This window comes from Micromonospora sp. MP36 (assembly GCF_008119785.1).
Taxonomy (GTDB): Bacteria; Actinomycetota; Actinomycetes; order Mycobacteriales; family Micromonosporaceae; genus Micromonospora.
In genome coordinates this window covers 37,154-58,306 of sequence record NZ_VSFA01000019.1, presented here as the reverse complement: position 1 = coordinate 58,306, position 21,153 = coordinate 37,154, and the positions used below count along the sequence as shown (strand labels likewise).

24 protein-coding genes are annotated in these 21,153 nt (G+C 71.9%); 11 read left to right on the top strand and 13 right to left on the bottom strand.

What is annotated here, in order from left to right:
• The first annotated feature begins 22 nt into the window (after positions 1-22).
• Complete coding sequence (locus FXF52_RS16520; RefSeq protein ID WP_148797799.1) at positions 23-1,699, top strand: MDR family MFS transporter; 1,677 nt, start codon at positions 23-25, stop codon at positions 1,697-1,699.
• A 157-nt stretch (positions 1,700-1,856) separates the two neighbouring features.
• Positions 1,857-2,750, top strand: coding sequence for a DUF11 domain-containing protein (locus FXF52_RS16515; protein WP_148797798.1), 894 nt, complete (start codon positions 1,857-1,859; stop codon positions 2,748-2,750).
• 33 nt (positions 2,751-2,783) lie between these two features.
• On the opposite strand, the gene FXF52_RS16510 is transcribed toward FXF52_RS16515, so the two are convergent.
• Complete coding sequence (locus FXF52_RS16510) at positions 2,784-3,275, bottom strand: NUDIX domain-containing protein (RefSeq protein ID WP_148797797.1); 492 nt, start codon at positions 3,273-3,275, stop codon at positions 2,784-2,786.
• Between the two features lie 83 nt (positions 3,276-3,358).
• Between FXF52_RS16510 and FXF52_RS16505 the strand changes: the two genes are divergently transcribed.
• Positions 3,359-5,008 carry a fatty acid--CoA ligase gene (locus tag FXF52_RS16505; protein ID WP_148797796.1) on the top strand — a complete coding sequence of 550 codons (1,650 nt, stop codon included), beginning with the start codon at positions 3,359-3,361 and terminating at the stop codon, positions 5,006-5,008.
• Between the two features lie 187 nt (positions 5,009-5,195).
• Here FXF52_RS16505 and FXF52_RS16500 read toward each other — a convergent pair whose 3' ends face one another.
• The 6 genes from FXF52_RS16500 to FXF52_RS16475 form a co-directional block, all read right to left on the bottom strand.
• Positions 5,196-6,209: an NADPH:quinone reductase gene (locus tag FXF52_RS16500; RefSeq protein ID WP_148797795.1), complete on the bottom strand. Its 1,014-nt coding sequence runs from the start codon at positions 6,207-6,209 to the stop codon at positions 5,196-5,198.
• A 171-nt stretch (positions 6,210-6,380) separates the two neighbouring features.
• Positions 6,381-7,130 carry a MerR family transcriptional regulator gene (locus FXF52_RS16495; RefSeq protein WP_148797794.1) on the bottom strand — a complete coding sequence of 250 codons (750 nt, stop codon included), beginning with the start codon at positions 7,128-7,130 and terminating at the stop codon, positions 6,381-6,383.
• An 82-nt stretch (positions 7,131-7,212) separates the two neighbouring features.
• Positions 7,213-7,866, bottom strand: a complete 654-nt coding sequence (locus FXF52_RS16490; RefSeq protein ID WP_148797793.1) for an HAD family phosphatase — start codon at positions 7,864-7,866, stop codon at positions 7,213-7,215.
• Positions 7,867-7,897: 31 nt separating this feature from the next.
• The gene (locus FXF52_RS16485; RefSeq protein ID WP_187413537.1) at positions 7,898-8,755 is read right to left on the bottom strand and encodes a hypothetical protein; all 858 of its coding nucleotides are present in this window, start codon (positions 8,753-8,755) and stop codon (positions 7,898-7,900) included.
• Between the two features lie 136 nt (positions 8,756-8,891).
• Entirely contained in the window at positions 8,892-9,545 is a 654-nt protein-coding gene (locus FXF52_RS16480; RefSeq protein WP_148797791.1) for an FKBP-type peptidyl-prolyl cis-trans isomerase, read from the bottom strand.
• A 115-nt stretch (positions 9,546-9,660) separates the two neighbouring features.
• Positions 9,661-10,311 (bottom strand): DUF4241 domain-containing protein, encoded by a 651-nt coding sequence (locus FXF52_RS16475; RefSeq protein WP_148797790.1) that lies wholly within the window; start codon positions 10,309-10,311, stop codon positions 9,661-9,663.
• Between the two features lie 84 nt (positions 10,312-10,395).
• Here FXF52_RS16475 and FXF52_RS16470 point away from each other — a divergent pair, with 84 nt between their 5' ends.
• Positions 10,396-10,788, top strand: a complete 393-nt coding sequence (locus FXF52_RS16470) for a PPOX class F420-dependent oxidoreductase (protein WP_148797789.1) — start codon at positions 10,396-10,398, stop codon at positions 10,786-10,788.
• A gap of 234 nt (positions 10,789-11,022) precedes the next feature.
• Positions 11,023-11,988 (top strand): zinc metalloprotease, encoded by a 966-nt coding sequence (locus FXF52_RS16465; RefSeq protein WP_148797788.1) that lies wholly within the window; start codon positions 11,023-11,025, stop codon positions 11,986-11,988.
• Between the two features lie 60 nt (positions 11,989-12,048).
• Here the strand turns inward: FXF52_RS16465 and FXF52_RS16460 are convergent, their stop codons facing one another.
• Positions 12,049-13,080, bottom strand: a complete 1,032-nt coding sequence (locus tag FXF52_RS16460; protein WP_148797787.1) for a Ku protein — start codon at positions 13,078-13,080, stop codon at positions 12,049-12,051.
• An 85-nt stretch (positions 13,081-13,165) separates the two neighbouring features.
• On the opposite strand from FXF52_RS16460, the gene ligD (FXF52_RS16455) reads away from it, so the two are divergent.
• Both ligD (FXF52_RS16455) and ligD (FXF52_RS16450) read left to right on the top strand, forming a co-directional pair.
• Positions 13,166-14,107, top strand: a complete 942-nt coding sequence (ligD, locus tag FXF52_RS16455) for a non-homologous end-joining DNA ligase (RefSeq protein WP_148797786.1) — start codon at positions 13,166-13,168, stop codon at positions 14,105-14,107.
• Positions 14,097-15,011, top strand: a complete 915-nt coding sequence (gene ligD, locus FXF52_RS16450) for a non-homologous end-joining DNA ligase (RefSeq protein ID WP_148797785.1) — start codon at positions 14,097-14,099, stop codon at positions 15,009-15,011. The genes ligD (FXF52_RS16455) and ligD (FXF52_RS16450) overlap by 11 nt, the downstream gene beginning before the upstream one ends.
• A 24-nt stretch (positions 15,012-15,035) precedes the next feature.
• On the opposite strand, the gene FXF52_RS16445 is transcribed toward ligD (FXF52_RS16450), so the two are convergent.
• Together FXF52_RS16445 and FXF52_RS16440 are read right to left on the bottom strand one after the other, a co-directional pair.
• Positions 15,036-15,530 carry a cupin domain-containing protein gene (locus FXF52_RS16445; RefSeq protein WP_148797784.1) on the bottom strand — a complete coding sequence of 165 codons (495 nt, stop codon included), beginning with the start codon at positions 15,528-15,530 and terminating at the stop codon, positions 15,036-15,038.
• Between the two features lie 22 nt (positions 15,531-15,552).
• Positions 15,553-15,924 carry a DUF4267 domain-containing protein gene (locus FXF52_RS16440; RefSeq protein WP_148797783.1) on the bottom strand — a complete coding sequence of 124 codons (372 nt, stop codon included), beginning with the start codon at positions 15,922-15,924 and terminating at the stop codon, positions 15,553-15,555.
• A gap of 88 nt (positions 15,925-16,012) precedes the next feature.
• Here FXF52_RS16440 and FXF52_RS16435 point away from each other — a divergent pair, with 88 nt between their 5' ends.
• Positions 16,013-16,585, top strand: a complete 573-nt coding sequence (locus FXF52_RS16435; protein ID WP_148797782.1) for a TetR/AcrR family transcriptional regulator — start codon at positions 16,013-16,015, stop codon at positions 16,583-16,585.
• Positions 16,586-16,687: 102 nt separating this feature from the next.
• Positions 16,688-17,758, top strand: a complete 1,071-nt coding sequence (locus tag FXF52_RS16430; protein WP_148797781.1) for a hypothetical protein — start codon at positions 16,688-16,690, stop codon at positions 17,756-17,758.
• A gap of 13 nt (positions 17,759-17,771) precedes the next feature.
• On the opposite strand, the gene FXF52_RS16425 is transcribed toward FXF52_RS16430, so the two are convergent.
• Positions 17,772-18,509 (bottom strand): hypothetical protein, encoded by a 738-nt coding sequence (locus tag FXF52_RS16425; RefSeq protein ID WP_187413534.1) that lies wholly within the window; start codon positions 18,507-18,509, stop codon positions 17,772-17,774.
• Between the two features lie 123 nt (positions 18,510-18,632).
• On the opposite strand from FXF52_RS16425, the gene FXF52_RS16415 reads away from it, so the two are divergent.
• On the top strand, positions 18,633-19,385 hold the full coding sequence (locus FXF52_RS16415) for a TIGR03089 family protein (RefSeq protein ID WP_148797778.1): 753 nt from the start codon (positions 18,633-18,635) through the stop codon (positions 19,383-19,385).
• 3 nt (positions 19,386-19,388) lie between these two features.
• Here the strand turns inward: FXF52_RS16415 and FXF52_RS16410 are convergent, their stop codons facing one another.
• The gene (locus FXF52_RS16410) at positions 19,389-19,625 is read right to left on the bottom strand and encodes a hypothetical protein (protein WP_148797777.1); all 237 of its coding nucleotides are present in this window, start codon (positions 19,623-19,625) and stop codon (positions 19,389-19,391) included.
• A 254-nt stretch (positions 19,626-19,879) separates the two neighbouring features.
• Here FXF52_RS16410 and FXF52_RS16405 point away from each other — a divergent pair, with 254 nt between their 5' ends.
• Positions 19,880-20,749: a GNAT family N-acetyltransferase gene (locus FXF52_RS16405; RefSeq protein WP_148797776.1), complete on the top strand. Its 870-nt coding sequence runs from the start codon at positions 19,880-19,882 to the stop codon at positions 20,747-20,749.
• Positions 20,750-20,870: 121 nt separating this feature from the next.
• On the opposite strand, the gene FXF52_RS16400 is transcribed toward FXF52_RS16405, so the two are convergent.
• Positions 20,871-21,026, bottom strand: coding sequence for a hypothetical protein (locus FXF52_RS16400; protein ID WP_222870552.1), 156 nt, complete (start codon positions 21,024-21,026; stop codon positions 20,871-20,873).
• Positions 21,027-21,153 lie beyond the last annotated feature (127 nt).

Sequence of the window (21,153 nt, the reverse complement as noted above, 5' to 3'; positions counted from 1 at the left end):
GGGACGTGGGAAAGAACGGCGAATGACTGCCCAGGCCAACGGTCGTCCCCTGCTGCACGCCCGCCAGATCCGCCTGCTGATGTTCGGTCTGATGACCGGCATGCTGCTGGCGGCGCTCGACCAGACCATCGTCGGTACGGCGCTGCCGACCATCGTCGGCCAGCTGGGCGGGATCAACCACTACTCGTGGGTGGTCACCGCCTACCTGCTCGCCTCCACCGCCTCCACCCCGCTGTACGGGAAGATGGCCGACCTGTACGGCCGACGCCCGGTGTTCCTCTTCTCGATCGGCACGTTCCTGCTCGGCTCGCTGCTGGCCGGTCTGTCCCAGAACATGACCCAGTTGATCGTCACCCGGGGTGTGCAGGGGCTGGGCGCCGGCGGTCTGATGACGCTGGCGTTCACGATCATCTCGGACGTGGTCACGCCCCGCGAACGTGGGCGCTACCAGGGCCTCTTCGGCGCGGTCTTCGGGATCTCCTCGGTGGCCGGTCCGCTGGTCGGCGGCTACTTCGCGGAGACCAACTGGCGCTGGATCTTCTACATCAACGTGCCGCTGGCGATCCTGGCGATCGTGGTCTGCTACCACGTGATGCGGTTGATCCCGTTCCAGCGGCGGGAACACTCCATCGACTGGACCGGGGCGGTGCTGCTGGTCGCCGGCGTGAGCAGCCTGCTGCTGGCGCTGAGCTGGGGCGGCAGCCAGTACGCCTGGGGCTCCGGCGTGATCATCGGGCTGTTCGCGGCCGGTGCGGTGCTGGGCACCCTCTTCGTGCTCCAGGAGGCTCGGGTACGTGAGCCGATCCTGCCGCTGCGGCTGTTCCGTACCCGAACGTTCAGCCTGGCCAACGCGGCGGGCTTCGTGCTCGGTCTGGTGATGTTCGGGTCGATCATCTTCATCCCGCTGTACCTCCAGATCGTCAAGGGCGCCTCGCCGACCCGCAGCGGCCTGCTGATGCTGCCGATGATGGCCGGCATCATCGTCACCTCGGTGCTCACCGGCCGGGCGATGAGCCGGAGGGGCCGCTACAAGTGGTTCCCGGTGACCGGCTCGGCGGTGCTGGTCGCCGGCATGCTGCTCTTCCGGCAGCTCCAGGTGACCAGCTCGCTCTGGGCGGCCTTCGGCTACATGGTGGTGATCGGCGTCGGGCTGGGCCTGTGCATGCAGTCGCTGATCCTGGCCGTGCAGAACGCGGTGCACCCGCGGGACCTGGGTGCCGGCACCTCCTCGGCGACCTTCTTCCGCTCGCTGGGCGGCTCGTTCGGGGTCGCCATCCTCGGCGCGGTGCTCTCGTCGCAGCTCACCCACCAGCTCGCCGACCGGCTGCCGCCCGCCATCGCGCAGCTGCCGCCCGCTGAGCGGGCCATCGTGGCGGCTCGGGGCGGGGCGCACATCTCGATCAACGAACCGGGGACGATCCTCGCCCTGCCCGGACCGGTCCGCGCCGCGATCCAGGCCGCGTTCGTCGAGTCGCTGCACCTGGTCTTCCTGACCACCGGGTTGATCGCCATCGTCGCGGTGCTGGTGACCCTGGCCCTGCCGAACCATCAGCTGCGCGGCACCGGCCCGCAGGGCGCCACCGGCGGCGCGGATCCGCTGGGCGGGAAGGCAGCCGCGCCCGGCGGCAAGCCCCTGGCCAAGGAGTCGAAGGAGGAGGCCGCCGCCGAGATGGAGGCCAAGTCCCAGACGATGCTCTGACCGCCGGTTGGATCATGTAACGGAATGAGGTCGATCGACGTCCATACGGGTGGGACCGTCATCGCGCGGTCGCCCGGCCGCCGTCGACGGGGGCGTCGGCCGTGCCGTACCGCCGGCCGACGGCCGCCGGTGCGGCTCCCTGCGAACGAGGGACGTCATGACCTCCCACCGCACCCTGCGTACCGGACTCGCCCTGCTCTCCCTCGCCGCCTCGGCCGCGCTCCTGCCGGCCGCGCCGGCCGCGGCGGCCCCGCCTCCCCGGGCCGACCTCCAGCTCACCCTCACCACGACCAGCGCGATGATCACCTCGACCGGCGCCCGGGTACGCCTGGTCGCCGCCGTGGACAACATCGGCGCGGCGGGGGTCGAGGACATCACCGTCGCGATCAAGGCGCCGGCCGGCAGCCGGATCGTCGGAGACCCGAGCTGGTCCTGCGACTACAGCACCTTCGTGTGCACAAACATCTACGGCCCGGTGGCCGCTGGTGGATCGGCGGAGCCGCTCAGGATGTACCTCGAACTGCCCGCCGCCCCGGCGGGCACGGTTGCCGTCCTGGCCGCCACGGCGTCGACCAGCGCCCGGGAGGCCACCCGGACCAACAACACCGACGAGGCCGCCGCCACGTACGCCTACCTGCCCGACCTGAGCCTGCTGCCCGGCCCGGACGGCGGGCCGTGGACGGAGACGGAGGTGGCCACCACAGGCGGCTCCATCAACCCCACCTTCACGGTCCGCAACGACGGCACGGGTGAGGCGGCCGAGCTGCGGCTGGCCGTCGAGATGCCGGCGGGCGTCACGCCCGACATCGCCCCGCCCGCCGGTAACACCAACTGGCAGTGCGATCTGTCCGGCAACCTGGTGGTCTGCACCGCGGGTCCGCTGGCCGCGGGCGGGACCGCCTCGATCAGCATCCCGATGGTGGCTCCGGCCGGCACGGCCGACCAGACCTTCGCCGTGCACGGCACGGTGACCACGCCCAGCCCGCAGTGGCGCAGCGACCGCGCCGACGCCGACGTCTGGTTCCGCTACGTGGAGCCGCCGGCGGCCTGATGCTGGGACCGGCTGGTCCTCGGGTGGCCCGGGCTACTTGAGGATCAGCCGGTTGGTCTGCTCGAAGACGTCCAGGTCGGCGAGGGTCTCGATGACGCTGGCGGAGAGCGGGTTGGGCAGCTCCTCCGGGTGGAAGAAGGCGGCGTCGCTGGTCTCGTCGGTCACCCGGGCCAACTCGCCGTCCCACTCGTCCACCCGGAACGCCGTGGTGAATACCTGGTACGTGTGGCCGTACATGTTGGTGTGGGTGCGGTCGGGGCCGGTGTAGAGGGCGAAGGCGCTGACCCGCAGGGCACGCAGCCCGGTCTCCTCGCGGACCTCCCGGACCGCGCAGTCGGCGATCGACTCGCCCAGTTCCATCGCGCCGGCCGGCATCGCCCACTGGCCGTTGTCGGAGCGCTGGATCAGCAGCACCCGGGCGGCGTTGTCCCGGACCACGGCGCGGGCCCCGACGAACATGAGGGTGCGGTCACCGGCCAGGGCGCGCAGCTGCCCCACATACGAGTCGGCCCACGAGATACTCACCCGGACAATCTACGCAGTTTCCGTTGTCGGGTCGGTCGTTCCGGGGCTTCCGTGGTGTGACCGGCGCCACTAGCTTGTTACCCATGCGTAGCACGATGATGGACGCCCCCCTCCAGGTCGCCCGGATCCTCGAACACGGCTCCACCGTGCACGGCACGGCGGAGGTCGTCACCTGGACCGGCGCAGAGCCCCGTCGGATGACGTACGCCGAGGTCGGGCGGACCGCCGCCCGGCTGGCCCACGCGCTGCGCGACGAGTGCGGGGTGACCGGCGACGAGCGGGTCGCCACCTTCATGTGGAACAACAACGAGCACCTGGTGGCCTACTTCGCCGTGCCGAGCATGGGCGCGGTGCTGCACACCCTCAACCTCCGGCTCTTCCCGGACCAGATCGCCTACATCGGCAACCACGCCGAGGACCGGGTGGTGCTGGTCGACTCGACGCTGATCCCGCTGCTGGCCCGGGTGATTGGGCAGTTGACCACGGTGCGGCACGTGGTGGTGGTCGGCGGCGGGGACCCGGCGCCGCTGCTGGCGGCGGCCGGCGACCGGATCGTCGTACACCACTGGGACGCCCTGCTGGCCGACCGGCCGGACGTCTACGACTGGCCCGAGGTGGACGAGCGCGACGCCGCCGCGCTCTGCTACACCTCCGGGACCACCGGCAACCCCAAGGGGGTCGCCTACTCGCACCGCTCCATCTACCTGCACTCGCTCCAGATCTGCATGCCGGAGGGCTTCGGGCTCGGCCCGACCGACCGGGAGTTGGCCATTGTGCCGATGTTCCACGCGATGTCCTGGGGTCTGCCGTACGCGGCGTTCCTCTCCGGCGCGTCGCTGATCATGCCGGACCGGTTCCTCCAGGCCGAGCCGATCGCCGCGATGATCGCCGCCGAGCGCCCCACCCTGGCCGGCGCGGTCCCCACCATCTGGACCGACTTGCTGGCCTACCTGGACAGTCACGATGTCGACACCTCGTCGCTCAAGGAGGTGATCGTCGGCGGCTCGGCCTGCCCGCCGGCGCTGATGCATGCCTTCCACGACCGGCACGGCATCGAGGTGATCCACGCCTGGGGGATGACCGAGATGTCCCCGCTGGGCTCGGTCTCCCGGCCGCCGGCCGGCGCGACCGGCGAGACGGCCTGGCGCTACCGCTACACCCAGGGCCGGATCCCGGCCGGGGTCGCCGCGCGCATCGTCGGCCCGCTGGGCGAGCCGCTGCCCGCCGACGGGACCTCCGTGGGCGAGCTGGAGGTCCGCGGGCCGTGGGTGACCGCCCGGTACGTCGGAGGCGGGGCCCCGGACGAGGAGAAGTTCCGGGACGGGTGGCTGCGGACCGGCGACGTCGGCATGCTCTCGCCGGACGGCTACATCACGCTCACCGACCGGGCCAAGGATGTGATCAAGTCGGGCGGGGAGTGGATCTCCTCGGTCGAGCTGGAGAACGCCCTGATGGCGCACCCGGCGGTGCTGGAGGCGTGCGTGGTGGGCGTACCGGACGAGCGCTGGGACGAGCGGCCGCTGGCCACCGTGGTGGTCCGGGAGGGCGCCTCGGTCACCGCCGAGGAGCTGCGGGACTTCCTGGCGAAGTCGGTGGCCCGCTGGCAGTTGCCGGAGCGCTGGGCGTTCATCGACGCCGTCCCGAAGACCAGCGTCGGCAAGTTCGACAAGAAGGTGGTGCGCTCCCGCTACGCCGAGGGCGGGCTCGAGGTACGCGAACTGGCCGCGCCGTAACACTTTCCGGCGTACCGTCGCTGGACGGGTAGGGACTTCGTCCTCCTCATGGGCATCCCTCCCCAGAGGGCGGTCCCGGCGTTCGCACCGCGCCGGGGCCGCCCGTCCATGCGGGGCGACCCGCATGTTCATTGTCGCGAAACTTGTTCGCCTCTGTCCTGATGTCAGCGAAATCCGTTTCGCGTTGTCACGCCTCGGCCGTGGCGATGAGCACCTTGCCGACCGCGCCGTCCTCCACCGCCTTGTGCGCCGCCTGGGCCGCCGACATCGGGTAGTGGTGCAGCGGCAGCCCGGCCTCCTCGCCCACCCGGATCGCCCCCTGCGCCACCGCCGCCGCCACGTCGGTCACCGCCTGCGCCTTGGCCGCCTTCGGCGCGGTGTAGATCAGCACGAACTGCCAGCGCGCGTTCGGCACCATCAGCGCCCGGATCGGCAACGTCACCTCGGACCCGCCGTCGTCCGCGTAGACGCACACCGCACCCCCGTTCCGCAGGATCTGCACGTCGGTGGCGGCGTTGCGGGCCGCGGAGACCTCGACGATGGTGTGCACCCCGTCGTGCGCGAGCTTGCGGACCTCCTGGACCACGTCCTGCTCGCGGTAGTTGATCACGAGGTCGGCGCCGGCCGCCGCCGCGAGCTGCGCCTTCTCGGGGCTGCTCACCGTGGTGATCACGCAGGCATCGGCCCATCGGGCGAGCTGGATGGCGGCGTTGCCCACCGCGCCCGCCCCGCCCTGCACCAGCACCACATGGCCGCTGAGCGCGCCCGCGTGCAGCTTGTCCGGCATGAACTCGCCGGCCGTGAGGCAGCGGTGCGCGGTCATGAACGGGATGCCCAGGCAGGCGCCGAGGTCGAAGGAGGCGGAACCGAGCCGCACCGTGTGCCGGACCGGGACGACCGTGTATTCGCTGGCGGTGCCCCACGGCCGCTGCCAGGCGGCCTCCCAGAGCCACACCCGGGCACCGATCAGGATCTGGTCGACGCCCTCGCCGACCGCCTCGATCACCCCGGCGCCGTCCTGCCCGGGGATCTGCCAGCCGGCCGGGAGCGGCCACTGCCGGCGGGCCTTCCAGTCCGTCGGGTTCACCCCGGACACGGCCATCCGCACCAGCACCTCGCCGGGGCCCGGCTCCGGGATCGGGCGCTCGGCCACCTGGAGCACCGAGACGTCCCCGTTGCCTTCGTACACGATCGCCTTCATCGCCGTCCCCTCACCGCCGACACGCCACCGGCTGCGCTACCCGGACTCACCCTGATCATTCGACCAGACCCGCCGGGGAAAACGTACATCGAGGTGGTCGGGGGCAGGAGGGGGGTGGCGCGGGACATATCGGCGGAGGGCGGTGGGCCGGGCGCGGCCCGCCGCCAGCGATCAGCCCGCCGCGACCGACCGCTTCACGTAGTCGATCAGCTCCGGCGACGGGCCGCCGTGCTCCTGCGTGATCTCCGCGCGCTGCTCCGCGTACATCCGGTAGAGCGAGTCCCGCAGTCCCGGGTCCCCGCCGTGGAACGCCTCCAGCAGTTCCATCCACCGCGTGGCCAGCGCCCGCACCCGCGGCTCCGCCGGATCGGTCCCGGCGTCCAGCTCCGCCTGGACCTGGGCGATCAGCCGCGGCCACTCCTCCTCGACGCTGCGGATCGCCGCCTCGCCGAGCTGCTCCCGCCGCTGCGCCAACGCGGCGAGCTGCTCCTCGGTGAAGTAGTTCCGAATCGTGTCTTCCACCCTGGTCACCTCCTCGATCACGGCGAGCAGGTCGACGGGCGTGGCGCCCCCGGCGGCACGTACGGCGGGCACCAACATGGCCAGCCGGTCACGGAGGCTGCCCAGCGCGGCGAGCTGCCGCTCCACGTGCGCCAGGTGGTCGTCGAGCAGCCCGGCCAGCTCCAGGCCGCCGCCACCGCCGCCGTCCAGCAGCACGCCGATGGTCTCCAGCGGCAGGCCCAGCTCGCGCAGCGCGACGATCCGGTACAGCCGGTCGACGTCCCGCTCGTCATAGAGCCGGTGGCCGGCGGACGTGCGCGCGGACGGCCGCAGCAGCCCCACGTGGTCCCAGTGGTGCAGGGTCCGGACGGTGAGCCCGGTACGCTGGCCCAGCTCGCCGATCCGCCAGGTGGACGCCACGTCCCACTCCCTCTCGCGTCACCGCACCCTGCGGCGACAGAAACCGACGCTAGGACCTGACGTCGCGTCAGGAGCAAGCCGTTCAGTCGAGCTGCGCCACCACCTCCGGGGTGAGCGCGTCGATCGACGGCAGCAGCACCGCCGCCAGCGCCTCGGCGTCCGGGTCCAGTGGGTACGACCCGTGCGGCACGGCCACCACCCGCATCCCGGCGGCGGCCGCGGAACGGACCCCGTTGGAGGAGTCCTCGATCGCCACGCACCGGGCGGGGTCCACGCCGAGCCGCGCCGCCACGCCCAGCCAGACGTCCGGGGCCGGCTTGCCCCGGGCGGTCTCCTCCGTCGACAGGGTCGCCCGGAAGGCGTCGGTCAGGCCGGTGGCGGCCAGCGCCGCCCCGATCAGCCGGGTGGGGGAGGAGCTGGCCAGCCCGAGCGGCCACCGCCCGGCCAGCCGGCGCACCACCGCGTCGGCGTCGTCGATCAGCGGTACGTGTGCCGCGTACCGCCGGGTCATCTCGGCCACCACCTCGGTGGCGACCTGCTCGGCGGTGCGGTCCACGCCCAGCTCACCGCTGAGGTAGGCGGCCCACTCGCCGGTGCTCATCCCCATCAGCCGGCGCTGGGTGTCCGGCTGCCAGGTGCCGCCGTGCGCGGCCACGTACGCCCGCCGGACCTCCTCCCAGACCGGCTCGGAATCCACGATCACGCCGTCCAGGTCGAAGAGCACCGCGTCCACCATGAGCCCATCCTGCCGGACCCCGGCCGGCGGGTCAGCGGGCCGGGATGGACGCGTCCTCGGTGGCGGTGCGCGGCGCGGGCAGGCCGATCGGGCTCTGCGGCGGGATGATCGTGTGGCACCGGCTCGCGATCGGGTCGAGCAGCTCGCGCAGCCGCGCCGTACGCTCCGCGCCCAGCGCCCGCCACGGGCCGAGGGCGGCCCGGTCGGTGGCCTCCTCGACCGCCCGGAACGTCTGCGTGCCGTGGTCGGTCGGCGCCCGGTCGGCGGTCAGCCAGCCCTTCTCGACCAGGCGCTCCTCGGCGGCGGCCCACTCCTCGTCGGTCCAGCCCCGGGCCATCTGGTGGAACTCGCGGGACTGGTCGGCCCGGCACCGCCAGGCCACCACCTCGACCGGATCCAGCCCGGTGGTGACCAGCGCCGCCACGTGACCGTCGCCCCGGTGCTCGCGCAGCGTGGTGGCCGCCTGCCAGAGCCGGGCCAGCGGGTATTCGCCCCGGGGCAGCGCGGCGTTGACCGCGCCGAGCACCCGGCCCGCCGTCTCGACCTGGGCGGCCGCCTCCTCCAGCAGCTCCGCCGCCTCGACGAGGTGCGCCTCGGGCAGCTCGTAGGTGAACTCGGCCAGCGCCTGCACGGCGCCGGTGAGTCGGGCGCGCAGCGCCTCCTGCGGGGTGGCCAGGCGCCACACCGAGGGGAGCGCCCGGGCCACCATCGACGGCGCGAAGCTGAAGAAGGCGGCCACCACCACCGGTGCGTCGACCGGCCCGAGCGGGGCGGCCCGGCCGGCGAAGTAACCCCGCCAGTAGCCGCGCAGCCCGACCGCCTCGTACGCGGCCCGGGACCGGGGGTGGAAGTAGGTCACGGCGTGGACCGGCTCGAAGTGGGTCCACATCAGCCGGGCCAGCCCGGGGTCGTCCAGCGCCACGTGCACCTCCGCGTCGTTGGGCAGGTCGCCGCGGGCGGGTGGACCGCCCACGGTGACCATGAACCTACTGCCGCTGGGTGATCGGAAGGAAGCCTGCTGTGACCTACTGCGCGGCGAGCACGTCAACGACGAAGCGCAGCGGCCCGGAGACCTGACCGCTGTCGCCGTACGCCAGGTCGGCCGGGATGTCCAGCTGCACCCGGCTGCCCACCGGCACGCCGACCAGGCCCTGGTCCCAGCCCTTGATGACCTGGCCCACGCCGATCCCGAAGGTGGCCGGCTGGCCCCGGTCCCAGGAGGAGTCGAACTGCTTACCGTCCTTGTAGAACACCCCGACGTAGTTGGTGGTGATCTGCTGGCCGGCCTTCACCGCCGGGCCGTTGCCCTTGATCAGGGTGGTGACGGTGAGCTTCTTCAGGTCGCCCTTGCCCGCCTCGACCGCCGGCTTGGTCTTCAGCGCCGGGTCGGCGCCCTCGGGGAGCTGCGGCGCCGGGGGAGCGGTCTCGCCGGCCGGGACGGTGGCGCTCGCCGACGGGGCGGCGGCGGTGGACTTCGTGTCGTCGTCCCCGCTGTTCAGCCAGACGATGCCCCCGATCAGCGCGGCGACCGCGAGGACACCGACAAACGCACCCAGCATCGACTGCCGTCGGCGTCGCGCCTCGGCGGCCTTCTTCGCCGCCAGCTGGGCGGCCAGCCGCCGCTCTGCCTTGGTGCCCGGGCCCTGGCCCGCCGACCGGTTCTGCACACGCTCGCTCACGTCGACTCCCCTGCTGGGTGGGTGGTGCGGCTCGGCGGCCGCTGTCGAGACCAGCGCACACGGTACCCGGACAGAGGCCGCCAGTGCTCCTACGGCCGGCTCCGATTCCGACAGCTCAGCCCTCCGCGGGCACCACCATGAAGTCGGTGACGAACGACGCGACCAGGCCGTCGGCGGTCCGGCCGACCCAGGTCCCGTAGCAGCCGTCGCCCCAGCCCGACGAGACGGTCAGCACGTTCGCCCCGGTCGCCTCGTCGGTGACCACGCTGAGCAGCCCCGGGACCGGGCCGGGGGAGTGATCCGGGTCCTCCGCGAGGAAGACCTCCTCGATTCGGTCGTAGTCCCAGCCCTCCAGCACGGCGAGGGCCACCGGGTCGGCCAGCGTGCCGGTGCCGGCGTCGACCCCGTAGCCGAAGAAGTCGTCCTCGCCCAGCTCGGTGGGGTCCTGGTCGCCAGCCAGGGCCGGCTCCCAGCGGGCCACCGGCTCGTCCCGGACCACCAACTCCAGGGCCGCCACCCGGCGGTCGCTCTCGACGCCGTCGCTGCGGATCGAGGACACCCAGGCACGTGCCGGGTAGCGGCCAGGGTCGATCGGGACGGTGTACGGGTCGCTCTCCGGGCAGACCAGCGGATCGCAGCCCACCACCCGGCCGGTCGGCAGCACGACCTCGCCGGCCGGATGCACCTCGATCACGTGCTCGCCGTACTCGTCGGCGAAGCGGGCGCCGGGCCTGAGCAGCCGGTCGAAGGCGGGGATGTACGGCACGGACGGTCCTTTCGCGAGTGGTCGGTGGAGCGTACCGGCGGTTAACGACCGCGACCCACACCTCACCGGAGTACGTTCACGACCATGGCGATCCTCACCGAAGTAGACCTTGCCCTGCTCGCCGAGCCGCAGCTGGCGCACGTGGCGACCATCGAGCCCGACGGCACCCCGCACGTCACCCCGGTCTGGGTGGACACCGACGGCGAGCACATCGTGTTCAACACCGTCAAGGGCCGGAAGAAGTACCGCAACATGGCGCGCAACCCGGTGGTTGCGATCTCTGTGGTGGACAAGGCCGACGACTTCCGCACGCTCTGGGTGAAGGGCACCGCGAAGTTCGTCACCGAGGGCGCCGACGAGCACATCGACCGGATGGCGAAGAAGTATCTCGGGCAGGACTCCTATCCGTTCCGCCAGCCCGGCGAGGAGCGGGTCATCGTCCTGGTCACCCCGACCGAGAAGCTCGGCCGGGGCTGACGGAACGGAGGGGCCCCTGGTTGGCGCCTCAGATAGCGCAGGGGCCCTCCCCGCAAGGCAGACGGCCACCCGGCGACTCGGCCGAAAGGCGCGCTGAGTCCGGGTGCCGGCACCTGGGTCTGTTGTTGACGGCATCGGCGTGTTCTCATACCGGGACGACGACGTCATCGACCTCGTCGCGGCGGCACTCGTCCATTCCGCCCTGCCTCCAACCCAGGCGTGAAAGGTGCAACGATGCGCAGAAGATCGACTTTCCAGCTGGCAGTCCTGACCGCTACCGCGGCGACGTTCCTGGCGGCCGGGGGCGCCTCCGGGGCGGTGGCCACGGCGGCACCCGCGACCGCCTCCCCCGGTGCGGCGGCGTGCGAGCCGGGCGCCGAGGGGCACAGCGCGGCGCGGGTGAAGGAGGGCGCCACCGCCCAGGAGCCCGAGCTGTACTCGAAGAACGAGGCGAACGCCTACGGCGTGATCAAGGATGCGCCGCGCCTGCCCAACGGCAGCGTCACGATCCCCACGGTCTTCCACATGATCTCCGACCACCCCCTGAGCGCGGCCGAGACGAACCGGTTCAACACCATGATCGCCGCGCAGATGCAGGTGCTCAACGACTCGTACGCGGGCCGCACGGCGCCCGACGCCTCCGACACGCCGTTCCGGTTCTCGCTCGTCGACACCACGTGGACGGTGAACAGCGCCTGGTACACGGTCGTGCCCGGCAAGAACGAGCGCGACATGAAGAAGGCGTTGTACACCGGCGACGCCCGCACCCTCAACGTGTACGCGGCCAACATCGGCGGCGGGCTCCTCGGCTGGGCGTACTTCCCGAAGGGTTACAACAACGGCCGGGACTACATCGACGGCGTGGTGATGCTCGACGAGTCGATGCCGGGCGGGACGGCCGGCAAGTACGCCCTGGGTGACACGCTGACCCACGAGGTCGGGCACTGGCTGATGCTGGAGCACACCTTCGCGCACGGCTGCTCCGCTTCCGGCGACTTCGTCGCGGACACCCCGCGCGAGGCGGCGCCGCAGTTCAACTGCCCGGTGGGCGCGGACACCTGCACCGCACCCGGGCTGGACCCGATCCACAACTTCATGGACTACACGCAGGACTCCTGCATGAACATGTTCACGGCGGGCCAGGCGGACCGGATGAGCGACGCCTGGGTGGCCTTCCGGGCCGGCGGCGGCAAGCAGTAACCAGGCCTCGGTGTCGGGGTTGACGGGCCGCGGCCAGCGGCTCGTCAACCCCGTTCGCCGTCAGGCGGTCTTCCGGGGGGCCGCCTTCTTGGCGGCCTTCTTGGCCGGCGCCGCCTTCTTCTCCGCGGTCTTCTTGGCCGCCGCCTTCTTCGCCGGCTCGGCCTTCTTAGCGGCGGCCTTCTTCGCCGGTGCCTTCTTCGCGGCCGCCTTCTTGGCCGGCGCCTTCGCCGTCTTCGCCGCCTTGGCGGCCTGCTGCGCCGAACGGGCCGACGTGATCGGGGTCGGCTCGGCTCCGCCGCCAGCCGGGGCCTCACCCCGGGCGGCCCGGGCCCGCTCGACCGACGCCTTCAGGGCGGCCATCAGGTCCACCGCGGCGGCCGGCGCGGCCTCTTCCTCCTCCGGCTGGACCACCTCGCGGCCCTCGATCTTGGCGTCGATCACCTCCTGCAGCGCCGCCCGGTAGTCGTCGGTGAAGGCGTCCGGCTCGAAGTCGCCGGCCATCGAGTCGATCAGCGAGCTGGCCATGGCCAGCTCGGGGGGACGGACCTTCAGGTCCTCGTCCAGGAACCCGAAGTCGGGGGTACGCACCTCGTCCGGCCAGAGCATCGTGTTGAGCAGCAGCACGCCCTCGCGTACCCGGAGGGTGGCGAGCTGCTCCCGCTGGCGCAGGGCGACCTTGACGATCGCCACCCGCTCCGAGTCGGTCAGCGCGTCGCGCAGCAGCACGTACGGCTTGGTGGCCGAGCCCTCCGGCTCGAGGAAGTACGCCTTGTTGTAGAGGATCGGGTCGACCTGCTCGGCGGGGACGAACTCCAGCACGTCGATCGCGTGCGAGGTGGTCAACGGCAGGTCGGCGAAGTCCTCGTCGGTGAGGATGACCATCTCGCCGCCGCCGATGTCGTACCCCTTGGCGATGTCGTCGTAGGTGACCTCCTCGCCGCACACCTGGCAGGTGCGCTTGTAGCGGATGCGGCCGCCGTCGTCCCGGTGCACCTGGTGGAAGCGGATGTCCTTCTCCTCGGTGGCCGAGTAGACCCGCACTCCGATCGACACCAGGCCGAACGAGACCGCTCCTTTCCAGATGGCCCGCATTCCGCGCTCCTCTCCCTGGTTCTGATCAGAATCGCAAACGATCGAACGGCACGCACGCTCTTCCGTGCGCAACTACAGTGATCGGGTGCCCGGCGCGCCGTTGAAGCCGATGCTCGCGATGACCGGGCATCTCCCGGCCGGTGCCGGCTGGGCGTACGAGTTCAAGTGGGACGGGGTCCGCGCGCTCGCCGACATCTCCCACGGCGACCAGCACATGTACGCGCGCTCCGGCGTCGAGATCACCACCGCGTACCCGGAATTGATCACGCTCGCCGAGCAGGTCGACGACGCGCTGCTGGACGGCGAGGTGGTCCTCTTCAACGAGCTCGGGCAGCCGTCGTTCACCGCGCTGGCCGAGCGGATGCACGTGCGGAACCCGGCCAAGGCGGCCCGGCTGGCGGCCACCATGCCCGTGACGTACATGATCTTCGACGTGCTGCGGCTGCGCGGCGACGACCTGACCGGCCGCCCCTACCGGGAGCGGCGGGCGGCGCTGGAGTCGCTCGGGCTCGGCGCCGCCCGGTGGGCGGTGCCGCCCGCCTTCGCCGACGGCCCGGCCACCTACGAGGCGGCCGGCGAGCACGGGCTCGAAGGGGTGATGGCCAAGCGGGTCGACGCGGTCTACCGGCCCGGGATGCGTTCGCCCGACTGGGTGAAGGTCAAGCTGGAGGTGACCGGCGACTTCGTGGTCGGCGGCTGGCGGCCCGGCGCGCGCAAGATCGGCGGGTTGCTGGTCGGGGTGCCGCGGCCCGACGGGCAGCTCACCTTCCGGGGCCGGGTCGGCGGCGGGATCGGCTCGGCCCTCGAACGGGAGCTGCTGCGCGAGTTGGAGCCGCTGCGCACCGCCGGGTCGCCGTTCGCCGGGGACGTGCCGCGCGAGGATGCCCGCGGCGCGATCTGGGTAACCCCGCAGGTGGTGGTCGAGGTCAAGTACGGCCAGCGCACGCCGGACGGGCGGCTGCGCTTCCCCCGGATCCTGCGCCTGCGGCCCGACAAGCCGCCCGAGGAGGTCGACGATGCCAGCTGACCGGTTGAAGGTGGACGTCGAGGGACGCTCGCTGGACCTGTCCAACCTGGACAAGATCCTCTACCCGAAGGCCGGCTTCACCAAGGGCGAGGTGATCGACTACTACACCCGGATCGCCCCGGTGCTGCTGCCGCACCTGCAGGACCGGGCGCTGACCCGGATCCGCTACCCGAACGGGGTCGAGGGCGGCTCGTTCTTCGAGAAGAACCAGCCCGCGGCGACGCCGGAATGGGTACGCACCGAGAACCTGCCCGCCCCCGGGTCGAGCAAGGGGCGGGAGACCATCGACTACGTCGTCTGCGACGACCTGCCCACCCTGGTCTGGCTGGCCAACCTGGCCGCCCTGGAGCTGCACACGCCACAGTGGAAGATCGGCGAGCACCCGGACATGATGGTGGTCGACCTGGACCCGGGCGCCCCGGCCGCGCTGAAGCAGTGCTGCCAGGTGGCGCTGCTGATGCGCGACCGGCTCGCCTCCGACGGCATCGAGAGCTATCCGAAGACCTCGGGGAAGAAGGGCATGCAGCTGTGCTGCCCGATCGCCGGCACCCAGGACTCTGATTTCGTCTCGGGTTACGCCAAGCGGATCGCCCAGGAGTTGGAGCGGGCGCACCCGAAGCTGATCGTGTCGAAGATGGCGAAGAACCTGCGCCCCGGCAAGGTGTTTATCGACTGGAGTCAGAACAACGCGGCCAAGACGACGGTGGCGCCGTACTCGCTGCGCGCCCAGGCGGTGCCGTCGGTGTCCACCCCGCTGACCTGGGACGAGGTCGAGGCGGGCGCGGCGGGCAAGCGACCGTCGACCAAGCCGTACACGGCGGGCGAGGTGCTCAAGCGGGTGGAGCAGCAGGGCGACCTGCTGGCTCCGCTGCTCGACGGCGGTCCCGAACTGCCCGGACGGTGAGCCCTGGCGGTTCGGGACCGGGGATCAGCGGCGGGCGGCGTCCCAGGCGGCGCTGTCGCGGAAGTACGTGTCGTACAGCTCCTGCACCTCCAGCAGGCTCTGCGGCGGCACCTTCCCGTACGCGATGCGCTCCAGGTGCCGGAAGTACTCGAACCGCTCGACGCCGGGCGTGATGACGATGAGGATGTCGGCGTTCTCGCCCGGGGCGGCGGCGAAAGCGTGCGCCAGGCCGGGCGGCACGATCACCAGGTCGCCGCGTTCGGCGGTGACGACCTGCTCGCCGGAGAGCAGTTGCGCGGTGCCGTCCAGCAGGTAGAACAGCTCGGCGGAGTTGGCGTGGTGGTGCGGCCGGGCGCCGTCCGCGCCGTCGGTCAGGGTGACCCGCTGGGTGGAGAGGGCACCACCGGTGGCGCTGCTGTCGGCGAGCAGCCGCACGGTGGTCGGTGCGCGGCCCACCACCTCGGCGTCGGCCGCGCGGACGATGACGGACTCGGTGAAGTCGGGCGTGATCAGGGACATCTGACGGCTCCTTCGCGGGTGGCTACAGGGCGAACAGCAGGGCGGCGTCGAGGAGGACGACCACGGCCGTGGCGAAGTGGATGCCGAAGGCGACGGCCTTCGGGCCGCCGTGCCGCAGCACGATCAGCGTGTCCCCCAACGGGTTGAGCGCGACGATCAGCATGAACCAGGCGACCGCATGGGCGCTGGTGAAGGCGATCAGGGCGAGGCCGAGGAGGCCGTAGCTGAGGTCGCGCAGGCCCTTGATCGTGAGGTAGGCGGGGTCGCCGTCCGGCGCGGCCGGCACGCCGTAGCCGGCGGCCGAGGCGTGGGGCGCCAGCAGGAACCGGGCGCCGATGAAGACGCAGAAGAGGCTGAGGACGACGGCGAGCCCGTAGGCGACGGGGGTAAGCATGTTCGACTCCAAGTTCTAGCACTGCTAGGTCTGAGAGCGAAGCTAGCAGAGCGGCGGCAGATTGGCTAGCGGTGCTAGACTGGCGAGCATGTCGATTCAGGCCCGCCGGGAGCGGGAGCGGGCGGAACGGGAACGGGCGATCGTCGCCGCAGCCCGGGATCTGGCCGAGTCGGAGGGCTGGGACGCCGTCACCACCCGCCGGCTCGCCGCCGAGATCGAGTACAGCCAGCCCGTCCTCTACAGCCACTTCAAGGGCAAGGGCGCCATCATGGCGGCGGTCGCCGTGGAAGGCTGCGGTGAGCTGGCCGCCGAACTCGCCGCCGCCCGGGCCGCCGCGACCGACCCGCGGCAGGCGGTGGCCGGCATCGCCAGGGCGTACGTCGCGTTCGCCGAGCGCCGGCCCGCGCTCTACGACGCGATATTCAACCTCCCCGTCGACCTGTCCTTCGCCAGTAAGGACGCGCCGGTCGAGCTGGCCCGGGCCTTCGCCGAGCTGGCCGAGACCCTGCGGCCGGTCGCCGGCGGCGACGACCTGGAGACGTTCACCGAGACCTTCTGGAGCGGGCTGCACGGCCTCGTCACGCTCATGCGCAACGGCCGGCTCCGGCATACGGACCACGAGCGGCGGCTGGCGATCCTGGTGGACCGGTTCACCCGCTGACGGTGACTGTTGACGATTCCCGGCGCGCCCCCGGTCGCGTCAGCGGGTCGAGTCTGAGACGACGGGGCAGCCACCCGGCCGAGGTGCCCGATACAGTGGCCCATGGACAGAGGTGAACTTGTTCGGGAGTTGGCCACCCTCCCGGCACTCGAGATCCAGACATCCGGCAGCGAGCTGCACGTGGCTGTGCCGGCGATCGACGACGGGCTGCGGCTACACCCCGACGCGGTGCTCCGGGTGCGCCGCATCTTCTCGCCCCGCGGAGAACCCGCCCTGGAGCTTGTGGTGCGGCACGACGACGGGCTGCAACCGCTGATCGTCCTGAACGACGACGTCGTGTGGCGGCCGGTCGACCCCGACTCCCAGCTCGACAGTGCGATCCCGGTGCGGATCGAGGACATGCCGCCGCTCGTCGCGTACACCGAGATGGAACGGAACGGCGTCGGTTCGGCGCGCGCCATCGACCAGCCGACGGTCGACGTGAGCGGCCTCAGCGCCACGCTTCTGCTGCAACGCTGCATCATCGTGGGCGCCATGCGCTTCGGGCTGAGGCCGGTACGCGCCGCCGCGTGGTGGCGGCACCTCTCGTCCCGCCTCGGCGACGACTTCTGCCTCGGTCGGTTCCGGCCGGACCGGGAATGGGACGGACTGGTGGAGGAGGCGAGCCGGGTGCGGCTGCTCCTCCCGGCCGAGCCCACGGCACGTGACGCCCAGGCCGAGATCGCCGACCTGACGGTCGCCGACCTGACGGCGCTGGAGCCGGCGCTGACGGCGGCACGGGCCGACGAGGAGTTCCTCGCCACCTGGCGGCGGTGGGTTCCCGTGTCGCCGCGCCGGTTCCATGAGCTGATCGCCGCGGGTCTGCCCGAAGCGCGGATCGAGGTCTCCCTCTACCCCGACGGCGGGTGCGGAGTCGACCTGCGGATCGCGCCGAACGACACGCTGCACGCCCTGCTCGCGCTGCGCATCTCGTTTCCCGAGCGGCGCGCATGGCTCGACGAGATCCGGCTCACCGACGCCGCGACCGGCACCGGGCTGTTCCAGCGACTCCTGTTCAACACGGAGGAACTGAGCCGGGCCCTCGGCTGCGACTCGATCGAGCTGCTGGCCACCGGCGTGGGCGCGTACGCCCTGGCCCGGTACGGCGGGTATCCCCGCGACCCGGAGGTGTAGCCGTCGGGCCCGGTCAGCGCTGCTGTTCCCGGCCGGCCAGCGTCCGCCTCAGCTGTGCCATGGCCTCGGCACCGACGGTCTGCTGAATCGTCGCGCCCAGCCGGCGGCAGAGCTCCCGGGTGTCGCCGAGCCGGACCCGGGCCTCCTCGATGTCACGGAGCAACCGGTCGCGCTCGCCGTCGCCGGGGTTGCGGACATCCCGCACCTCTCGCCGCCGTACGCTCCGCACCTCGTCCGCCACCACCAGCACGAAATCGGTCCGGTCGAGGTCGAGGTCGGTGCCGGTGGGGTCGGGGCGGCTCGCCGCGATCGCCCGGGTGACGCCCGCAGCGGGAAGGAAGAGCAGCGTGGTGGTGGAGAACTGGCTGAGGGCGGCCTGCTGCTGCCAACGGGCGAGCAGCCCCGATTTGTGATCGAGCAGCGGCGCCAGCGCGAAGGCGAACTCCACCTCGACGGTGGCGAGCAGGGCACGCGACCCCTCGACCCGGGCCCGGAGCTCGTCGACCTGTGTGGACTGCCGACGTACCAGGGCGGCGAATTCGGTCAGGTCATCGGGCCGAGCGGTGCCGGCGGCCATGGTGCCGGCGAGGGCGAGGATCCGATCGCCGGTGAGGCACAGCTCCTGCAGGGCGAGGACGATCGCCATCAGGTCGGCCGCGACCCTCGCGTCCCGGGCAAGCACCCGCCGCTCGAGCAGCCGGGCGACGTACGAGCTGACGATCTGCGCGACGGTCGACAACAGCTCGCCCATACCCTGGCCTCGTTTCCCCTGCCGGTGTGCCGGCGAGTCTAGTCAGCCGCCGGTGAGCGCGGGGTAACGCGTCGAGGCCGGATCCGGTCGCTATGGTGAGGAACCGGGAGTAGGGAGCGCGCAATGGATCTGGTGACCGCACCCGTGCCGGCCGACCCGCTCACCGATGGCAGGCCGCCGCTGCTGACCTGGTGCGACGACGCCACCGGGGAGCGGGTCGAGCTGACCGCCCGGCAGCTCGGCGGCTGGGCGGCGCGCACCGCGAGCCTGCTCCGGGACGGCTGCGGGCTGGGCCCGGGCAGCCGGGTGGCGGTGCTGCTGCCGCCGCACTGGCGTACCGCCGCCGTGCTGATGGGCGCCTGGTCGGTCGGGATGGCCGTGTCGTTCCGGCCGCGGGCCACCGCCGGGCTGCCGGTCCTCGAACCCGGCGGCGACCAGCCGTACGACGCGGTGTTCGTGACCCCGGAACGCCTCGACGACTGGCTGGAGGACGTGCCCGACGGGGTGCACCGCTACCTGGTCGGCACCGGGCCCGGGCCGCTGGCCGACGTGTCCGTCGGCTGGCTCGACTGGTCCACGGAGGTGCTCCGGCACACCGACACCCCACCCGACTACACCGCCGTCCACCCGTCCGACCCGGCCACCCCGGACGGCACCAGCTACGCCATGTGGCGGCAGCTGGCCTCGGAGATCGCCGCGCAGCTCGACCTACGGGCCGGCGACCGGCTGCTGGTCGACGCCGCCGAGCACGAGCAGCCGTTGAAGTGGCTGCTCGCCCCGCTCGCCGCCGGCGCATCCGTGGTGATCTGCGCCAACCTCGATCGGTCGAAACTGGACGCCCGGATCGAGGCCGAGCAGATCACCCGGGTGCTCTGAGCATCAGTTTTCGGCTGGGGCCGTCGCGGTGCGCCGCGCCCTACGCCACTTGGTGGCGTACGGCAGCACGAACAGGTACAGGCCGGTGAACAGGAGCAGGAAGAGCGGGAGCAGCGGCACGTAGGACACCCAGATGACGGGCTCCTTCTGTGCCAGCGCGACGAAGGTGACGATGACGGTCAGCGTGAAGACGATGGCCAGCCAGCGGTGGATCTGCCGGACCCACTTGTTCCAGTTCAACGGAACCTCCTCCGAAGACGAGCAACCCCCCCGGCACCCAGCGCCTGCCGGGGCGGGACATCCATGGCGGTGACGCTAGCGGCGGCCCGGTGACCTGGGCTTCTCGATTCCTGACCGGTCTGGCCACCGGTTCCGGTCGCCGTGCGGGACAGCGCGCCGGCCCGACGGAAACTCGTTGACAGTGGTCCCGGCCGGGATGCCTACTTGCCCACTGGGCGTCGTGCGGACGGCGGCAGGCAAAGGGGCAGAGGATCATGGCGGAACCGGGCGGGGACGCGCTGACCTGGAAAGAGTTCGGCGAGGAACACCTCGCCGCGCTGACCGGACTGGCCGAGGCGTGCCTGGCCGCCGACGGTGGGCTGCCGCTGTTCGCCCGCCCGCCGCTGCTGCGGGCGCGACTGCTCCAGACCCGTACCCTCGGTGCCTGGCACGACGGCGGCCTGGTCGCGGCCGTCGGGGTCGGCACCGCGCGGCGGCCGGCCACCAGCACCGGCCTGGTGCATCCTGCCTGGCGGAGGCGGGGCCTTGGCGGCCGGCTGCTGAGCTGGGCGGACGAGCAGGCCGGCGACGGCGACCTGCTGCTCACCACCGAATCGTGGAGCCCGGGCGCGGACGCCCTCTTCACGGCGCGCGGCTTCGAGCGGACCTTCACCGAGTGGGTGCTGCGGCACGACCTCACGGAACTCCCGGTGGTCGCGCGCCCCGACGGCCTGCGCACCGAGCCGGTGACGCTCGATTCCGAGCTGTTCGAGACGTACAGTGCGTCCTTCGCCGACCGGCCCGGCTTCGCAGCCCCCACCGCCGAGGAGTGGCTGGGTGAACTGCGGGACGACGACGACTACCGGCCGGACCTGTCGATGATCGCCCGTGGCCCCGACGGCACGGCGGTCGGCTTCCTCAACATCCTCGACAACTGGATCGACCAGGTGGGCGTCGTACCGGAATGGCGAGGCCGGCGGGTCGGGGCGTACCTGGTGGCGAGCGCGCTGCGCTCGCTGGCCACGGAGGGTGCCCGGGAGGTGTGGCTCTGCGTCAACGACAACAACCCGGCCGCCGCGCTGTACCGGCGGCTGGGCTTCGCCGACGCCGGCCGACGGGCCCGCTACCTGCTGCGCCGCCCCTGACGAACGGCGAAGGCCCGGCGCCCACTCCTGGTGGACGCCGGTCCGAGGCGGCCTGGCTCCGCGTCGAGGGCTACGAGATCAGTAACGAGGATGACGCCGGTGGCGAGGACGTATGGTTCCGTCAGTCCGCTGGTCGTGTCTTCAGTGTGCCCTCGCGGTCGAGGGCGGCGACCTCGCGTGCGGCCTCGGCGATGGCCGGGTAGTCCCTCTTCAGGATCGCGCCGTGGTTGCTCCCGACCTTCGCGCTCACCTTGATGTTCGGGTTGCGGACGGTCACCGCTTCGAGGCTGACCAACTTGATTAGGAATCGTCGGTGATCCTAGGTTAGCCGTGTGGATCGTGGCGTTTCGCTTTTGGGCTGGTTCGGGGGAGATTCCGGTGATGTGGGCCGGTCGTGATCGCGG